General features: G+C 42.3%; 16 protein-coding genes. 5 read left to right on the top strand and 11 right to left on the bottom strand.

Translation table 11 applies throughout. From position 1 onward, the window contains the following. Positions 1-2 precede the first annotated feature (2 nt). Entirely contained in the window at positions 3-869 is an 867-nt protein-coding gene (locus RMY32_RS07305) for a branched-chain amino acid ABC transporter permease (RefSeq protein ID WP_322697126.1), read from the bottom strand. A 206-nt stretch (positions 870-1,075) separates the two neighbouring features. Between RMY32_RS07305 and hrmK the strand changes: the two genes are divergently transcribed. Together hrmK and larE are read left to right on the top strand one after the other, a co-directional pair. Further along, entirely contained in the window at positions 1,076-2,899 is a 1,824-nt protein-coding gene (gene hrmK, locus RMY32_RS07310) for a hybrid histidine kinase/response regulator HrmK (RefSeq protein WP_322711112.1), read from the top strand. Positions 2,900-3,087: 188 nt separating this feature from the next. Then, entirely contained in the window at positions 3,088-3,915 is an 828-nt protein-coding gene (larE, locus tag RMY32_RS07315) for an ATP-dependent sacrificial sulfur transferase LarE (protein ID WP_322711200.1), read from the top strand. Between the two features lie 25 nt (positions 3,916-3,940). On the opposite strand, the gene RMY32_RS07320 is transcribed toward larE, so the two are convergent. Both RMY32_RS07320 and RMY32_RS07325 read right to left on the bottom strand, forming a co-directional pair. Next, a complete protein-coding gene (locus RMY32_RS07320; protein ID WP_322711113.1) occupies positions 3,941-4,297 on the bottom strand; it encodes a DUF4864 domain-containing protein in 357 nt (118 codons plus the stop codon). A gap of 66 nt (positions 4,298-4,363) precedes the next feature. After that, positions 4,364-5,419 (bottom strand): SGNH/GDSL hydrolase family protein, encoded by a 1,056-nt coding sequence (locus RMY32_RS07325; protein ID WP_322698574.1) that lies wholly within the window; start codon positions 5,417-5,419, stop codon positions 4,364-4,366. A gap of 874 nt (positions 5,420-6,293) precedes the next feature. On the opposite strand from RMY32_RS07325, the gene RMY32_RS07330 reads away from it, so the two are divergent. Next, positions 6,294-6,488, top strand: coding sequence for a hypothetical protein (locus RMY32_RS07330; protein WP_094342069.1), 195 nt, complete (start codon positions 6,294-6,296; stop codon positions 6,486-6,488). Between the two features lie 73 nt (positions 6,489-6,561). On the opposite strand, the gene RMY32_RS07335 is transcribed toward RMY32_RS07330, so the two are convergent. From RMY32_RS07335 to psaA, 7 genes are all read right to left on the bottom strand, one after another. Beyond that, positions 6,562-7,467 (bottom strand): site-specific DNA-methyltransferase, encoded by a 906-nt coding sequence (locus tag RMY32_RS07335; RefSeq protein ID WP_322711115.1) that lies wholly within the window; start codon positions 7,465-7,467, stop codon positions 6,562-6,564. A gap of 57 nt (positions 7,468-7,524) precedes the next feature. Beyond that, positions 7,525-7,965, bottom strand: coding sequence for a cyanase (gene cynS, locus RMY32_RS07340; protein ID WP_322711116.1), 441 nt, complete (start codon positions 7,963-7,965; stop codon positions 7,525-7,527). Between the two features lie 270 nt (positions 7,966-8,235). Then, a complete protein-coding gene (locus RMY32_RS07345) occupies positions 8,236-8,583 on the bottom strand; it encodes a type II toxin-antitoxin system PemK/MazF family toxin (RefSeq protein ID WP_322711118.1) in 348 nt (115 codons plus the stop codon). Further along, the gene (locus tag RMY32_RS07350) at positions 8,583-8,789 is read right to left on the bottom strand and encodes a hypothetical protein (RefSeq protein WP_322711119.1); all 207 of its coding nucleotides are present in this window, start codon (positions 8,787-8,789) and stop codon (positions 8,583-8,585) included. The genes RMY32_RS07345 and RMY32_RS07350 overlap by 1 nt, the downstream gene beginning before the upstream one ends. Beyond that, positions 8,779-9,174: a hypothetical protein gene (locus tag RMY32_RS07355; RefSeq protein ID WP_322711120.1), complete on the bottom strand. Its 396-nt coding sequence runs from the start codon at positions 9,172-9,174 to the stop codon at positions 8,779-8,781. Before RMY32_RS07355 ends, RMY32_RS07350 begins: the two co-directional genes overlap by 11 nt. A gap of 68 nt (positions 9,175-9,242) precedes the next feature. After that, entirely contained in the window at positions 9,243-11,468 is a 2,226-nt protein-coding gene (psaB, locus tag RMY32_RS07360; protein WP_322698778.1) for a photosystem I core protein PsaB, read from the bottom strand. A gap of 145 nt (positions 11,469-11,613) precedes the next feature. Continuing rightward, positions 11,614-13,872, bottom strand: coding sequence for a photosystem I core protein PsaA (gene psaA / locus RMY32_RS07365; RefSeq protein WP_322711121.1), 2,259 nt, complete (start codon positions 13,870-13,872; stop codon positions 11,614-11,616). Between the two features lie 536 nt (positions 13,873-14,408). Between psaA and RMY32_RS07370 the strand changes: the two genes are divergently transcribed. Then, positions 14,409-15,998: a hypothetical protein gene (locus tag RMY32_RS07370; protein ID WP_409882494.1), complete on the top strand. Its 1,590-nt coding sequence runs from the start codon at positions 14,409-14,411 to the stop codon at positions 15,996-15,998. 72 nt (positions 15,999-16,070) lie between these two features. Here RMY32_RS07370 and glsA read toward each other — a convergent pair whose 3' ends face one another. Next, entirely contained in the window at positions 16,071-16,985 is a 915-nt protein-coding gene (gene glsA / locus RMY32_RS07375; RefSeq protein ID WP_322711122.1) for a glutaminase A, read from the bottom strand. Between the two features lie 47 nt (positions 16,986-17,032). Between glsA and RMY32_RS07380 the strand changes: the two genes are divergently transcribed. Further along, positions 17,033-18,547, top strand: a complete 1,515-nt coding sequence (locus RMY32_RS07380) for a thioredoxin-like domain-containing protein (RefSeq protein ID WP_322711124.1) — start codon at positions 17,033-17,035, stop codon at positions 18,545-18,547. The last annotated feature ends 18 nt before the right edge of the window (positions 18,548-18,565 follow it).

Raw genomic sequence — 18,565 nt, forward strand, 5'->3', positions numbered from 1 at the left:
GCTCAAATCGTTCCTTTGAATAAACCTTTGGGACGAATGAGCAGCACCAAAATCATGATTAACAGTGCGACACCTTGTTTATACTGTGAACCCAGCCAAGGAGTACTGATTTCTTGGACGATGCCAATGATAAAAGCTGCTGCGATCGCACCGTAGGGGTTGCCAATCCCCCCAAGTATTACTGAGGCAAACAATGGTAATATTAGAAACCAACCCATATTCGGGCGCACAGCTGTAATTAACCCATACATACTGCCGCCCAATGACGTAATCGTGCCAGCAATTACCCAAGTCCAAAAAATAACTCGGTCAACATTGATACCTGAAACTCTAGCTAGATCCAGATCGTCGGCAACTGCTCGCATCGCCTTACCAATTTTGGTATTTTGCAGCAGATAATGCAGCGCCAAAATTGCTAGCACCGCCAACCCTAATACCAATAATTGATTTTGCGGTATCTTTAAACCCAAAATATCTAAAGCCGGAGTAACAGGTAAATTATAATTTTGGTTCCTGCCACCCCAGATAAAAATAATTCCATTGCGAAGAAATAAGGCAAGTCCAATAGAAATAATAATCAGCGTAGTGGAAGTAGCACGGATAGAGCGCATCTTTGACCACAGTAACTTTTCCGATAACAGCATTGCTGCTACTGTTCCCGCCGCCGCCAAAATCATCGACAGCCAAATATTGACTCCAATGGTGTTTATCAGCCAAGTTAGATAGGCTCCTAAAGTGAGAAAGTCACCATGAGCAAAGTTCGATAGTCGTAAAATTCCATAAGTAAGAGTCAGTCCGACTGCGGCTAGAGCAATAATGCTCCCCACCGCAATCCCATTCACGATTAGTTGGGCGAATTGTGCATCCATAAGTTTTCAGTTGCGTTGAAAAAATTTAGGTTAGTGGTTCATACAATAATTTTTTTTGGACTAGCTGCTAAACTCGACATCATAAGTTATGGTTTATAACAACATAAGTTATCGTTTATAAATAAAAAAGAATTGTCCGCTAATATACATAAAATCCTGTTGGGATTTTTATACGTAGCCAAACTTGTTCAGCGGTCTAATTGACCATGCAGCAGTATTCAAGCTTACCAGACCAGAAATCACTGATAGATGCAACGCCAAAACTTTTGACAACAAATGAGCAACTTCGCGCGCAGCTGTGGCTGGAGAGCAGCTTAAACCAGTTGCAAAGTCGCCTTAATGATTGCTTGCTTTCTGCTTGTAACACTGTCCCACAGTCAGAAGCAGCACAAGCGGAAATTTTCCAAACCGTGGTTAACGAGATTAACAGTGCTGTTCACACCAGTAATCTGGCACTTACAGAATGTGCCGTAGGCATCGCTATGTGTCAACCACAAGAAACTGTTGCCACAGTTTGCTATGTTTCTCGTTCTCCATCCCCAAATTCACCACTCTTTCTAGAAGTGCTGACAGCAGAAAAAAAGCTGCTGTTGAGATTGCAAGAAGTCATAAAAATTGAAGATTTGCAACAGCTTGAGAATCAGCAACTACCGAGCGCTTGGCGGTTGGCGGATGATTCTGGCAGTGTTATCGGTTGGCTAATTCTTGCGACAGCACCCCTAAGTTCTCATCATGAGTCGTTCATAGAATCGCAAGTTCAACTCAGATCGCAATTGATGGCAAGGTCTGCCGAATGCTGTAGTACAGCCTTAGTACAACTTAGGCACATCCTGTCTTGGTCGCAACGGTGTCAACAGTTAAGTAACTCTAATCAAGAATTGGAGCGCACCAATCAACTGAAAAATCAGTTTCTGGCAAACACCAGCCACGAAATTCGCACACCGCTTGGTTCCATTATTGGGTTTACCCATCTGCTTTTAGCTCCAGGATACGAACCAACTAAAGAACGGCAGCAAGAGTATTTAAATATTATTCAGTCTAGCGGTAAACACTTACTAGCTCTGATCAACGATATTTTGGATCTCTCTAAAATTGAAGCAAATCAGCTAGAAGTACAGTGGGAAACAATAGATGTGCCAATATTGTGTGGCAATGTTTTGGCATTGGTGAAAGAGAAAGCTGCTAATAAAGGTTTGAAACTGTGTCTAGAACTTGAACCTGATATTACAACCTTAGTAGCTGACCCCTTACGACTCAAGCAAATGTTGTTGAATTTACTCTTCAACGCCCTAAAGTTTACCAGTAAAGGAAGTGTTGGCTTACAGATTGCTTCCAAAGGTGTATTTGTGCATTTTACAGTATGGGATACTGGCACTGGCATTTCCCAAAAAGATCAAGTTCAACTGTTTCAGCCATATTTCCAAATTGCCAAGGCCGTAGCAGATGGTATTGAAGGTACTGGTTTGGGTTTAGCAGTGACTCAGAAACTCGCCCAAATTCACGGTGGTTCGGTGAAAGTTGAATCGGAAATAGATCGTGGTTCCCGTTTTACTCTTGTAATTCCCCTTAAACAAGAGATAGGAGTGAGGCTAGATAAGGAAGCAGGGGAAGCAAATTTTCCCTCATTTCCTCTGCCTTTGACACCTAGTTCCTCTGTAGAAATTTTGCTCGTAGAAAATGATTTACCCAACGCTAATTTAATACAAATTTATTTACATAAATTGGGATATCAAGTGACTTGGGTTAAGAATGCTGACGAGATGTGGGAAGCTCTAACACAGCTAGATCCAGCGGTAATTTTAATGGATGTTTGTTTGGCAGATGGAAATGGTCTTAACTTGGTACAACAACTGCGAGAACATCAGCAATATCGGACGATTCCGGTAATTGTTCAAACAGCAATGGCGATGAAAGGCGATCGCGAAACCTGTCTAGCGGCTGGAGTAAATGACTATATTTCTAAACCAATTGATTTACCACTTTTAGCCCGTCTGGTGGCTAAGTACAGTCCGTTGGTTGATGGGGAGTAAGGAGCAGAGGAGCAGGGGAGAAATCAATTCAAAATTCAAAATTCAAAATTCAAAATTCAAACATTGTAGAACTTCTGCCTCTTGCCTCCTCTTTCCCATGCCCCAATGCCCAATGCCCAATCCTCTATAACTAATGACTACAATATAAATGATTGGGTGCTGTAGGGTTTTGGCAGGATTGGGAAATGATGCTGACAGAAAAATTTGAGCAATTAAGAGCCTTATTTAAAGAAATGGAGCAGGCGTTGATTGCCTACTCTGGGGGCGTTGATAGCACTTTGGTTGCCAAAATTGCTTATGATGTGTTGGGCGATCGCGCTTTGGCTGTCACTGCTGTTTCTCCTTCACTGTTACCAGAAGAATTGGAAGACGCCAAAATTCAAGCTGCAACAATTGGGATTCCTCATAAAATCGTCCAGACTCACGAGATGGAAAATCCCAATTACACTTCTAACCCAGTTAACCGTTGTTATTTTTGCAAAAGTGAGTTGCACGATACCCTCAAACCTTTAGCTTTAGAGTTGGGTTATCCTTATGTGGTGGATGGGGTGAATGCTGATGATTTGCATGATTATCGCCCAGGAATTCAGGCGGCTAAAGAAAGAGGGGCGCGATCGCCTTTAGCAGAAGTCGGTCTTACCAAGGTTGAAGTTCGCCAACTTTCGCAACAACTCGGTTTACCTTGGTGGGATAAACCTGCTCAACCTTGCCTCAGTTCCCGGTTTCCTTACGGTGAAGAGATTACTGTAGCTAAGTTGCAACGAGTTGGTAGAGGAGAAATTTTCTTAAGAAAGCTAGGTTGGCAGAATTTGCGCGTGCGATCGGAAGGGGATACAGCACGTATTGAGTTACCACCAGAACAAATCAAAGAGTTTGTATTAACTAACGATTTACAAACACTAGTTTCGGCATTTCAAGATTTTGGATTTATTTACGTAACCTTAGATTTAGAAGGTTATCGTAGCGGGAAGTTGAATCAGGTTTTAAATAGGGAAGCCTTGGGCGTTAAAGTATAAAATTTTAGTTCTATAAATATAGAGTTTATTTATCTTCTAGAGAAACTAGAAAGCAACCGTTAATTCTCCAGATATTATTGGGCTGTTTTTCCATAAAATATAAAGCCCTCAAGGGGACTCCATCAGGAGCAAGTAGCAGCACTGGTTGAGTTATGTTTCCCTGGATGGTTGTTATGTTCTCAAAAAATACAGAACGAGGACGGTATACTGCTGGATAGCTTCTTTTTACCATCTGCATAAAATTTTCTGGGCTTTGGAATTGCGCCTGAATCGCTGGACTAGCAAAGGCAAAAGCGCCTTGGGCATCATCTTTTTTAAAAGCTGCCAATTGGTATTCAATTACAGAACGTATGTTAATGGCATCAGTATCAGTAACTTCCATAATTTTAAAAATTACGTAGGCGCAGCCCGTCGTAGACATCGCTCCAAGTGTCGGCAAAGCGATCGCTCAATTCTCACGCTGAGTGAGTGTGTATTCTATCTGCTGTAGTGCCGTTCGCCACACATCATATCCCTCTTGAGACAGGTGCAACCCATCTGTGGTCAACTCTGGGCGCAAATTGCCTTCCATATCCGTAAACCAGCTATAAATATTGAGATAATTAGCACCTTCTTGTTTAGCGATCGCGGTTAGTTGGATGTTGAGATGACGAATACGGCTATTAGAAATTTTTGCTAGACGAGTAGGCAAAATTGATTGGACAATGATTTGAGCTTTGGGGTGAGTCTGGCGTAAACGCCGGACAATCCGGCGATAATTATGCAAAATTGTTTCATCACTAGCGCCTTTTCGTAGGTCGTTAATCCCAGCCATAATGTAAATAACATCTGGTCGCGTTGCTGAAAATGCCCCCAATCTTTTTAAAACGCCACTAGAAGTATCTCCAGATATGCCTTGATTGAGCCACAATTTACCAGCAGGCAGTTTTTCTCTGGGAAACCACATGCTCAAAGAATCACCAACTAAAATACTTAGATGATTGGCACCTTGACCTTGAGCGATCGCTCTAGCTTCTAAAGCTAATAAACTTTTCCAGTCGTCATAAGTTAGTTGACGTTTCTTGATCGACTCCCACAATGATTGCAAATTATCACTATCTACGCGTGTATAAATCTGACCTGTTTTCAAAGCTGCCAATCTTTGGTAGTAAAGTTGATTTCCAGATGTCAATAAGAGGCTAGTTGCTTGGGTGCTGGGGTTGAGTGATGACTCTGTTGATACTGGTAATCCCTGACTGCTAAATTCTGGTACGCTAGAGACGTTTTTCTCACTTACTATTGGCTGCGAACTTTTTAGGGGTTGGAACGCTTGGCCGCTGAGTTCGGGTAAGGAAAGATCGACGCTGGGGATAATTTTTGTACTGACTATTGTCTGCGAACCTTGTTTTAAATCCCACAGGAATCTAGAACTTTCTGGCAGGACAATTGACAGATGTGGAAGAGCCGATGCTGGTATTGCTAATCCTGTTAACAAGCCTGCTGCCAACAGATAAGGGTCCCTCATCGCTTTCTCTCTCCTCTACTCACTGCTTTTCCTTATGACGGCATTAATTGGCTGTATTCAGGAAAATTTTACTTCGGTTAAGTTATTATTCTTATTTACGCTGTATATTTCTGTAAAGCGTGTTCATAAGATTATATTTGACAATTTACGATCTCTTTAAAGTAGGGTTTTCCCGGTGGTATACAAGTCTTATTTGTGCGAATACTTCTGCTGAAAGCACTGTTTTCATCAGCCGCTCGCTTTTTCTAACTCAGTTATCACAAATATAACTAGGTTTGCAAACTGGCGATTAGTAAGTGATTTTTGAGGATCTCAGAACAGAGGTTTTTGCTTTTGATGTTGCTATTATGTAAAATAAACATCAGATTTTAGGTTTCTAGATTTCAGTTAATTGTCGCGATCGCATGAGGTTGGCTAGTTATTAAAGATGTAATTAGTTCAGATTACAGCTTCGATAACTAGCACAAGTGAAAGTGTGGTCAATAAAAGAAGTTTCTGACCATTGTGGGGTAATTTGCAGCAGAGTTACAAGCTATGCGCGTCGTCATAAAACGACAACAGTGGACTTTTCTGATATATCAAAATTAGCTCGTATCTTTAATATGACGATTGAGAACTTAGTAGAAATTTTGGAAAAAATAGCCAAAATTTTAACTGTTGAGAATATTGATATCATACGATAACGTGTCCTCAATGAGCAAGTATCAGGTTTGCCATACTGAAAATTTGATAACTCACCATACGTAATTTCCAATTTATGTTTACTCATTGAAGTATGAGTTGAAACACACTTAAATTAAGTTTTAGCTCTAGAGAATAACCTCATTGAAAGTGCTAAGATTTAGGCTGAATCATTAGTGTTTCCTTTTCTTCTGTGGCTAGAGCGAGTACAGCGATTGGTGTCAGTCCCATTATTAAAGAGATTGTGCAAAAACAGGCACATTCCACACGTTTGACCCTGAAAGAAGTTATTCTGATGGGGATGTTAGCTATTGATAAACTAGATGATCGAGGTCGTCAAGAGCTAGCCGATCGAGTTCATCAAATGCAAGTGAATGGAGAAATTTAATTGAGTAGCTATGAGTTAAGAGTTATAAGTTATCAATTTTAACTTATAACTCCTGACTCTTTACTTAATTTGGTTATTGGCTAAATCGATAACGACTTCCCATTACATAATTTTCATTAATTTCAAAAGATATCCATCGGCGTTGCAGAGTTTCAGCAACAAAGCCGGTTGTATTAGAACCGGCAAATGGATCTAATACCATATCACCTTCATCAGTTAAAAATTTGATGAAAAACTCGACGAACCCTTGAGGAAAGCGTGCTGGATGGGGTCTAATTTCTGCTGTTTTGCAGCGTCGTAAATAAGCACTATTCGATTCAGTATTAGCAATTTCTAGCAAATTCGGCGGAATTGCACCTTGGTTATCCTTTTGAAATTTATCAGAAATATCATGTCCACTAGGACGTATTTTTGCTTTATAGCCATTTTTGAGTAACTGTTTCATACTTTGGCTATAAGGCTTTAATACTTTTCTGTTATCTGCTTTAGGATTCGGTGTTTTAGACAACCACCAAACTGTATTTACAGAATCTTTCACACGAATCCGTCTGATTGTCACCCACTCAGCAGGGCTTGGCAGTCGAGCCGGATTATAGTGGTAAAATTCTTGAGCAAGAAAGAAACCTACTTCTTTGCATAATCTGACTAAAAGTTCGTATTGGTAGATACTCCGCACGGGATTACCAGGTAAGTAAGCGCCGCCTAAATCTAGTATGAATGAGCCATTATCTGCCAGTACTCTTTTAAATTCATAGGCAAAAGGTAGAAACCACTCGATATATTTTTCAGCAGTTTCGTTACCATATTCTTTTTTGCGGGTGAGTGCGAATGGAGGTGAGGTAATAATTAAATTAATACTATTATCATCAATAAATTTAACAAGCTTAAGGCTATCACCTAAATATGCTGCTCCGTTTTGCTGGGTATAGTAGGGATTAATAATTATTTTTTTTGCTGGCGTTATTGGCTCTTCTTGCAAGATTTATCAAGTAATCTCAGTTTTATAGTTATAACTTGTTTTGATGTTATTGAAATACTACCATTTTTTGTATGGTAGAAATTTACCAGACATAATGATTTTAACGCGATCGCCTTTGGGGTCTGCTTCTTTTTCGACATCTAAAGTAAAGTCAATGGCGCTCATAATCCCATCGCCGAATTTGTCGTGAATCACGGCTTTAATTGGGAATCCGTACACCTGCATAATTTCGTAGAAACGATAGATTAGTGGGTCGGTTGGTACAACTGGGCCTAATCCTTTTACAGGGTATTGTGTCAACTCGTTAATAAAAATTGGGCCTAATCCCAATGCTTCGACTAGTAACTTGGCTTCTTCTGGGGAAGCACTAGCTTGACGGTAGATTACAGCAGCAATCCATACTTCATCGCGTCCAAGAATTTTCTCTAAATCGCCAAAGCTTAATCCTTTCTCTTGTTTTGCTGCTAATAGCTTTTCGGTAATTTCGGGAACAGACACGTGAGAACTCCTCTGATTTTCCATATATAGTATCACTGCGATCGCCTGATTCGCGTCTGTATTTCGTCTGCGACTACAAGACAGCCTTATCGCAGTGGCAGTAATTCCTATTTTCTAGTTAATTGTGCTGCATAAGCGATCGCTGCTCTGATATCTTCTAAAATCAGTGGTGGAGTTCTTCCATATTGCTGATTATTACTAAGTTAATTTTAGGCGATGCCTACAGCGGTAAACTAGGCCGTTTTCACTAGGTTTATAACATACTTGAAATTATGTCAGTTTCAAAGCTTGAAGCAGTACTGTATTCAACTGCTGAACTTGATTTGCTCCTAATTTACCTATCCTTCTGGTGATTAGTCTACGCTCTATGGTAGTTATTTTAGTCACCCTAACTTTAGACGCAACCTGTAATCCAGTACTAGTAAAATCTGGATCTGAAGGTTCTAAAATGAATTCTTCTAGACTCAAACTACTTATATTTTGAGATGAAATAAAACATAAAGTGACATCATCACCTATAGTGTCTATCCATAAAACTAAACCAGGGCGTAGCTTTGTTCCAGTCAAGTCTGTAAATGGAAATGGAACTAAGACGATATCACCTTTTTGGAGAGACATTAGATAGGTTCTCCGTCATCAAGTGAGTATATATCTGGTTCATTTTCAAGAAAGTTAAATGCTCCTCCATTCTGGGCAAGTAGCACTAGCTCATCAGTTGAAGGCTCTGATTCATCGAAAAATAGCTTTTCTTTCAAAAGGGATCGCTCTTCATCAGAGAGAGATAGAATAACTTGCAACAGTGATTCAACAAGTTTAGTGTTCATTTCGTATTCCGGTTTGTTTTACATACATTTTTTCTATTAATTCGTTTTCGTTTTTTCCTTCCGGTATCTGTATGAAACACAACGGGATACCAAGTTCTTGTTCATCTTCTTGGTCAAGTGATTCAAATTGTGTATATTCATCCTCCATTAAGAAGTAACGCGCTTCTTCTTCATTAGAAAATGTGTATTTAGAACCATCACAATCTAATATCTCAGCGGAGAAATCATCGTAAGTTCTTAACCTTGCCCAATTTAAGTTAGGAAAACTACACCACATCAGCCACCAACTTTCTTTGAGAATAGATTTTTGTTGAAATTGTACTTTATTTCCACTTATTTTTATAGTATTTTTAACTTCTATTACTGTAATTTTAAATTTAATCAATTTTACAAAAAATCCCCCACCTTGCGGCAGGGGATTTTTATTACTTACCTACAAAACTAGCAGCCGAATTAACCGAACTTACCAGCAGTAGAAGCAATCAAGAATGCGGCGTAAGTTACAACGTAACCGACTGCAAAGTGAGCTAGACCAACTACGCGAGCTTGAACGATGGACAGAGCAACGGGCTTGTCTTTCCAGCGAACTAAGTTAGCTAGAGGAGTACGTTCGTGTGCCCAAACAAGGGTTTCGATCAACTCTTGCCAGTAACCTCTCCAAGAGATCAAGAACATGAAGCCAGTAGCCCAAACTAGGTGTCCGAATAGGAACATCCAAGCCCAGACAGACAGGTTATTCACGCCGTAGGGGTTGTAGCCGTTAATCAACTGAGCGGAGTTAGCCCAGAGGTAATCGCGGAACCAGCCCATGAGGTATGTAGAGTTCTCATTGAACTGAGCAACGTTACCTTGCCAAATACCGAGATGTTTCCAGTGCCAGTAGAAGGTCAACCAACCAATGGTGTTGAGCATCCAGAACGCAGCAAGGTAGAAGGAATCCCAACCGGAGATGTCGCAAGTACCGCCACGACCGGGGCCGTCGCAAGGGAAGGCATAGCCGAAGTCCTTTTTATCGGGCATCAGCTTAGAACCACGGGCATCCAAAGCACCTTTGACCAAGATCAAGGTGGTGGTGTGCAGACCTAAAGCGATCGCATGGTGTACCAAGAAATCGCCAGGGCCAATTGTCAAGAACAGAGAGTTAGTACCAGCATTGATGGCATCTAACCAGCCTGGCAACCAAACGTTAGCGTAGTTGGGCCATGCTGTGTAAGCAACACTATCGGGGTTAGATAGTAAGGCGTCTAAACCGTACAGTACCTTACCGTTAGCAGCTTGGACGAATTGAGCAAATACTGGCTCAATCAAGATTTGCTTTTCAGGAGTACCGAAAGCAACTACTACGTCGTTGTGGACGTACAGACCAAGGGTGTGGAAGCCCAAGAAAAGGGATACCCAGCTAAGGTGGGAAATAATCGCTTCTTTGTGCTTCAGCACGCGCTCAAGTACGTTGCCTTTGTTTTGCTCTGGGTCGTAGTCACGTACCCAGAAGATTGCTCCGTGAGCAAAAGCACCAAGCATCAGGAATCCAGCAATATACTGGTGATGCGTGTACAACGCTGCCTGGGTTGTGTAGTCCTTCGCAATAAATGCGTAGGAAGGCATGGAGTACATGTGCTGCGCTACCAGAGAAGTAACAACACCTAGCGCTGCTAAGTGCCATCCCAATTGGAAGTGCAGGGAGTTGTTGTAGGTGTCGTAGATACCTTGGTGAGGTAGGTTAAACGGTCCTTCAACAGGAATACCAAAGAAATTTTTGGCATTCAAGGCTTCTTTGAGACTGTGACCAATCCCAAAGTTTGTCCGGTACATGTGACCGGCAACGATGAATAAAACTGCGATCGCTAGGTGGTGATGAGCTATGTCAGTCAGCCACAAAGCTTCTGTCTGGGGATGGAAACCACCCAAGAAACTCAGAATTGCAGTTCCTGCACCTTGCGATGTCCCGAATATATGTCCGGGAGTGTCAGGGTTTTGAGAGTAAACGCCCCAGTTGCCTGTAAAGAATGGTGTTAAACCTGCTGGGTGGGGTGGGGTATTTAAGAAATTGTCCCAACCTACGTGCTGACCGCGAGATTCGGGGACAGCAACGTGAATTAAATGACCAGCCCACGCCAAGGAACTAACACCAAACAAACCTGCTAAGTGGTGGTTTAGGCGGTGTTCAGCGCTCTTAAACCATGCCAAGCTAGGACGGTACTTGGGTTGCAAGTGTAGCCAACCAGCAAACAGTAATACAGCAGCGAATACTAGCAAGAAGACTGAACCGTTGTACAGTTCGCTGTTATTCCGCATACCGATGGTATACCACCAATGGTAGAGACCAGAGTAGGTAATGTTTACCGGATTACTAGCGCCCGCTTGGGTAAAAGCTTCGATCGCTGGTTTACCAAAGTGGGGGTCCCAAATCGCATGGGCGATGGGACGGATATGCAGGGGATCTTTAATCCACTGTTCAAAGTTACCTTGCCAGGCTACATGGAACAGGAGGCTGGATGCCCACAGGAAGATGATTGCCAAGTGACCGAAGTGAGTTGCGAAAATCTTTTGGTAAAGATTTTCCTCTGTGATGCCATCATGGGTTTCAAAGTCGTTGCCTGTAGCGATCGCATACCATATCCGACGAGTCGTCGGGTCCTGTGCGAGATCCTGGCTAAATTTCGGAAATTTTGTCGCCATAGGTTTAATAAATCCTCTGACCTTTAGCCATCAAATACCAGCTGTTGATAGTTAGGAGTTATGAGTTGAAAGTTATGAGTTTTAAATTTTTATTCTTAACTCCTAACTCCTAACTTTTAACTCCTAACTTATAGAAAGCTGATTGCTACCCTACTGAAAGGATGTGTGCATGGAAGAATGCCCAAGTAGTAGCAATTCCACCTAATAGGTAGTGAGCTACACCTACCGCGCGACCTTGAATAATGCTCAAAGCGCGAGGCTGAATTGATGGTGCTACCTTCAGTTTATTATGCGCCCAAACAATGGACTCAATTAATTCTTGCCAGTAGCCACGACCACTGAACAGGAACATCAAGCTGAATGCCCAAACAAAGTGAGCGCCTAAGAACATGAGTCCATAAGCAGATAGCGCACTGCCGTAGGAGTTGATGACTTGTGTCGCTTGTGCCCACAAGAAATCACGCAACCAACCATTGATCGTGATGGCGCTTTGAGCAAAGTTACCACCAGTGATGTGAGTCACAGTACCATCTGCATCTACGGTTCCCCAAACATCTGATTGCATCTTCCAGCTGAAGTGGAAAATTACAATGGACAGGGAGTTGTACATCCAGAAGAGTCCGAGGAATACGTGATCCCAACCAGACACTTGACAAGTACCGCCACGACCAGGCCCGTCGCAGGGGAACCGGAAGCCCAGGTTTGCTTTGTCTGGAATCAGACGAGAGCTACGGGCAAACAGCACACCTTTGAGCAGAATTAGGACGGTGACGTGAATGGTGAAGGCGTGAATGTGGTGAATTAGGAAGTCTGCTGTACCTAAAGCGATGGGCGCAGCTGCCACCTTGCCGCCAACAGCCAATACACCGCCGCCAAAGACATAGCTAACTGGTTCTAGGGCGTTGGGTGCAGTTGTTCCAGGAGCCAAAGCGTGGATATTTTGTATCCACTGGGCAAATACTGGCTGCAATTGAATTGCCGTATCAGAGAACATGTCTTGGGGACGACCCAATGCACGCATCGTGTCGTTGTGGATGTACAGTCCAAAGCTGTGGAAGCCGAGGAATATAGACACCCAGTTTAGATGAGAAATGATCGCATCCCGGTGACGAATCACCCGATCCAGCAGGTTGTTTTGGTTCACAACTGGATCGTAATCCCGCACCATGAAGATCGCAGCGTGAGCCGCTCCACCAACAATCAAGAAGCCGCCAATCCAAATATGGTGAGTGAATATACACAACTGCGTAGCGTAGTCAGTTGCCAAATATGGATAGGGGGGCATCGCGTACATATGATGCGCGATGATGATGGTCAGCGAACCCAAGAAGGCTAGGTTAGTAGCCAACTGAGCGTGCCAAGATGTGGTCAGGTTTTCGTAGAGACCTTTGTGACCTTCACCGGTGAAAGGACCTTTATGGTTTTCGAGGATCTCTTTAATGCTGTGACCAATACCCCAGTTGGTACGGTACTGATGACCAGCAATGATAAAGACAACTGCGATCGCTAAGTGGTGATGAGAAATATCAGTCAACCACAAGCCGCCTGTTACCGGGTTTAGACCGCCCTTGAAGGTTAGGAAGTCAGCATACTGACCCCAATTCAAGGTGAAGAAAGGTGCTAAACCAGCTGCAAAGCCAGGGTACAGTTCGGTCAACAAGTCTTTGTTCAAAATGAACTCGTGGGGCAGGGGTATGTCTTTGAGAGCAACCCCTGCATCCAAAAGCTTGTTGGTCGGTGCGGACACGTGGATTAAGTGACCTGCCCATCCCAAGGAACCACAACCTAGCAGTACTTGCAAGTGGTGATTCAGCATCGACTCCACATTCTGGAACCATTCCAGTTTAGGAGCGCGTTTGTGGTAATGGAACCAGCCGGCAAATAGGAACAAGCCTGCTAATACCAATCCACCGATCGCTGTGCAGTAAAGCTGGAATGAGTTGGTAATACCCCAACCACGCCATACTTGGAACAAACCAGAGGTGATTTGAATACCGTGGAAACCACCGCCAACATCACCGTTTAAAATGTCTTGTCCGACAATGGGCCAAACGACTTGAGCGCTAGGCTTAACGTTTAACGGGTCACTTAGCCAAGCTTCGTAGTTAGAAAACTTCGCGCCGTGGAAAATCATCCCACTCAACCAGATGGTCACTACAGCCAGGTGGCCGAAGTGGGCTGAGAATATCTTGCGGGAGATGTCTTCTAAATCGCTTGTATGTGTATCAAAATCATGGGCGAGTGCGTGCAGGTTCCAAATCCATGTGGTGGTTTTGGGACCTCTGGCTAAGGATCTGTCAAAGTGTCCAGGTTGCGCCCATCTCTCGAATGAGGTTGGAACTGGGTCATTATCGACGATTACTCTTGCCTTTTTTTCCTCTCGCTCCGGAGGACTTATTGTCATTCGACCTCCTCTCTTGATAAGGAATGAGGAATCATGAATACCACAAAATTAACCATTACCGCAAATTCCAGAATTTTACTGAAGCCGCGATGAAGACCTATGTGGATTGTTGTTTCTCGTTGAATTATAAAGTCTTCACTTGTACATTGTTAGAGATATTTTAACAATAATTCAAACTTGCTCAAATATTGCTGAAATTCATGCCTTAACTGGCTTTTAACTTCAAAGTTTTTGTCCAAAAGTCAATAGTTTAACTATTTAATTTACAAAGAATAACAATTCGTAAAATTTATGGTTTGGCTGTATGTAGCGGATGTCCCAACTTTTACTGCAATTGCTCATGAACATTTATGTCATATTTCAATTTTTGCAAGTAAAACACTGTAAAGAATATGACTTATTTTAAAATTTTATGAGACATAAAGGAAAACTTATGGCATGTAAGGCAGATTTCACCTTTTGGGCTATAGTTCCAGATGGACAGTTTGAGCCAAAATAATCTGTCAATTGTCAAAGACTATCACTGGGTGCAACGCATGAACTCGTGGCAGAAAAGGGTGTTAGAGAAGTTCCTCCCTCAGAGGTTCCCGATTCTCAGGTGGGTAATGATATTAGTGCTGGTATTAAGCTTGACCAGTTGCGGCGAGAAAGCCGACAGCCAGGAAGTATCTACTGCCTATAAAGAAAACTCTCCAAAGATTTCTCAAATTTCAAAGCAATTTTCGGAAGTTTCCCCTCCATCTGTTATTCAAGAACTGCGTCCAATTTTGGAAGTTTATCAGCCACAAGTGACAATTGTTACTCCAAAATTTGATGAAGTTCTTCAAGACAACAAAGTTACAGCCAGTTTTCAGGTTAAGGATCTACCAATATTTAAAGACCCACAATTACAACTGGGGCCACATTTACACGTAATTCTGGATAATCAACCTTATATACCTGTTTACGACCTGAATCAGCCCTTAGTTTTGCCAGACTTGTCTCCAGGTAGTCATACCTTGCGTGTCTTTGCCTCTCGTCCTTGGCATGAAAGCTTTAAGAATGAAGGCGCTTATGCCCAAACAACATTTCACGTCTTCACCAAAACCGACGACAACACCCCAGATCCTAAATTACCGCTGTTAACTTATAGCCGTCCTCAAAGTAGCTACGGGGCAGAACCAATCTTACTGGACTTTTACCTAACTAACGCTCCTCTGCACCTTCTTGGTAAGGAAAACCCCAACGACGAGTTCAGTGATTGGCGCATTCGCTCCACTATTAATGGTGAAAGCTTTATTTTTGATCGCTGGCAGGCAGTTTATCTTAAAGGCTTCCGTCCAGGGAAAAACTGGGTAAAACTAGAATTTCTCGATAATCAGGGAAATGCTGTCAAAAATGCTTTTAATACTACAGTTAGATTAATTGACTACCAGCCAAAGGGTAAAGACACTTTGTCGAGAATTGTCAGAGGAGAACTCACAGCAGATGAGGTGCGCCCTATTGTAGACCCGAATTATAAACTTGCACCTAAACCCACACCCACACCTTCTGTTGAAAAAACACCCCCAACACAGCCCAAGGTAGAAAAACAGCCGATTCCGGAAACTGAAATTCCAGAACAACCAAAATTAGAAGTTCCCACAGCTACACCAACTCCCAGCTTGTCCCCAACACCACCAGAAATTATTGAGTCTCCTATACCAGAACCACAGCCAGAGGTAATACCAACTCCCGAATCAACACCGTTACCTGAAAAAGTAACGCCTCAGCCAACAAAACCTAGATTTGGTGGATTTTTTAACCGTGGGAGTGGTAAAGTTCCTACCCCAGAAGCACCAGTTGCACCATCTCCTAGTTTGCCACCCACACTGCCAGAGATTATTGAGTCTCCGACACCAGAAATTATTACGCCAACACCAGAAGCACAGCCAACGGTAACGCCAACTCCCGAATCAACACCATTACCCGAAAAAGTTGCGCCTCAGCCGACAAAATCTAGATTTGGCGGATTTTTCAACCGTCGAACGACCAAGACACCTACTCCCCAAGTAACAATTGCCCCATCTCCTAGTTTGCCACCAACGCTGCCAGAGATTATTGAGTCTCCTGCACCAGAAATAATTACGCCAACACTAGAACCATAGGCAGAGGTAACGCCAAATTCTGAATCTACGCCGTTATCTAAAACAACCGCTCCCGATCCAGAAAAACCAGAATTAACCAAAAATACTCAACTGTAATTCTTGCGCTAAAACTTCAACCAATGCGATCGCACCTACAGGATTTCCAATATTATCCAAAGCTGGACTGTAACAAGCGATCGCTCCCTCACCTGGTACTATTGCTACAAGCCCACCACCAATTCCTGATTTCATTGGTAAACCAATTCTGACTGCAAACTCGGCAGAAGCTTCATACAGTCCACAAGTTGACATTACAGCATTGACAATTCGACGGTTTTGTAATGATATACAGCCATTGTCAAAAGCTAGAAGTTTTCCTAAGAGGGCTAAATCTTCAACTCGCCCAGATATACAGCATATTTGCTCGTAGGTGTCAAGTGCTGTTTCAATATTTTTTAGATGACCGGCTTGGGCGAGATAATTAGCGATCGCTTCATTGGCTTTTGAGCGGGTTAATCGCACCGAAGCCAACATCGTCTCATCTAACCATAGTTGACAACCTGCTAATTGGTTGAGCCATTGACAAAATAAAAAAGTGCGTTCGTTCGCGTCCTTTCCTGGTAATTTATCAGACAAAGTAATTGCCCCACTATTAATCATCGGGTTGCGGGGATGGCCGCGATCGCTAATTAATTGTTCTAAAGAATTGAAGGGTGCATTTGATGGTTCCACCCCAACCCAGCCAAAAACAGTTTCTGCTCCGAGATGTTCTAGCAGATAAAGTAAAGAAAATGTTTTAATCACACTCATTAGCGGGAACACACAAGCTGTATCCCCAAAGCTGATGGTATGTCCAGATTTACAGCAGATATGAACTGCAAACCAATCAGGATTAACTTTAGCCAATTGCGGAATGCGATCGATAAGTTGTCCTCGTTCAGCCTGGATTTTGGCTAATTGCGTCCACACTGATAACTCCGTAGTAGTTAATTTTTCAAGTCCCATCACAACAAATACAGCTACGTTAAATTATTAATTACGAATTACGAATTAGCATGATTCCTCGTGTCAGAGCGCCTGAATTACCGCAAAATTACTCTTGGCTCAATACCGATAAACCTTTGTCTCTTAAACAACTTAAAGGTAGAGTCATAATTTTAGATTTTTGGACATACTGCTGTATCAATTGTCTGCATATCCTACCAAACCTGAAATATTTAGAACAAAAATATAAAGATAGCCTTACCGTTATTGGCGTCCATTCTGCCAAATTTGACAACGAAAAGGAAACAGAAAATATTTGCCAAGCTATCCTGCGCTACGACATTGAACATCCTGTTGTAGTTGACAGAGGTTTTCGGATTTGGGAAGAGTATGCTGTACGTGCTTGGCCTACGTTAATAATTATCGATCCAGAAGGTTACGCGATCGGCCAAATTTCTGGTGAAGGAAATCGTGACACTTTAGATGAGTTGATTCAAAAGTTAATTCAGCAACACCAAGACAAAGGCACAATTAATTTCCAAGAAATCAGCTTAACTTTAGAAAAACAGCGCCAACCATTAATCACACCTTTAGCTTTTCCTGGTAAAGTTCTAGCTACTCTAAAAGGTTTATTCATTGCTGATTCTGGACATCACCGCCTAGTTATGAGTAGTTTCGACGGGGAAATTCTACATTTAATTGGTACTGGAAAATCTGGCTTAACCGATGGTTCGTTTAGCGAAGCACAATTTTTTGCACCGCAAGGAATGGCTTATGATGCCGAAAATCAGATTCTTTATGTTGCTGATACAGAAAATCATGCGTTGCGGCGAGTTGATTTCAAGCACCAAATCGTCGAAACTATTGCGGGGACTGGCGAACAAAGCCGTAATATCCATCCTCATGGCGGTGCTGGTTTAGAAACCGCGCTAAATTCTCCTTGGGATTTAGTGAAAGTAGGAAATACCCTATTTATTGCAATGGCTGGACCGCATCAAATTTGGGAAATGGATTTAGAAACTGGTATCATCAAAACTTATGCTGGTACTGGTGCAGAAGCGTGTATTGATGGTTCACTTACTGAGTCTGCCTTTGCTCAACCTAGCGGTATTACTAATAATGAGCAAGAATTATATATTGCTGACAGTGAAGTTAGTTCAATTCGTGGTGTGAGAATTGTAGAACCGTATCAAGTAAGAACTGTTTGCGGTAGTGGGGGTTTATTTGGTTTTGGCGATGTAGATGGACAAGGTGAAGATGTCCGTTTACAACACTGTTTAGGAGTGGAATACGCGCAGAATTTTTTGTGGGTGGCAGATACTTATAACCATAAAATTAAATTAGTTAGTCCTAGCGGCAATTGTCAAACAGTTTTGGGAGATGGTTCTGCGGGTTTACAAGATGGTCAAGGTAAAAACACTCGGTTTTTTGAACCTTCGGGATTGAGTGGTATAAATTCATATCTATATATTGCTGATACCAATAATCATGCTATTCGTTGCTTAGATTTGAATACTTTTGAAGTAATAACGCTTAAATTTCCTGGTTTATGCGCGCCGGATATTTGTATTCCGCCTAATTTATAGAAGAATTATCTTCCTTAA

It is taken from the genome of Nostoc sp. ChiSLP03a, assembly GCF_034531215.2.
In the GTDB taxonomy this organism is placed as follows: domain Bacteria; phylum Cyanobacteriota; class Cyanobacteriia; order Cyanobacteriales; family Nostocaceae; genus Nostoc.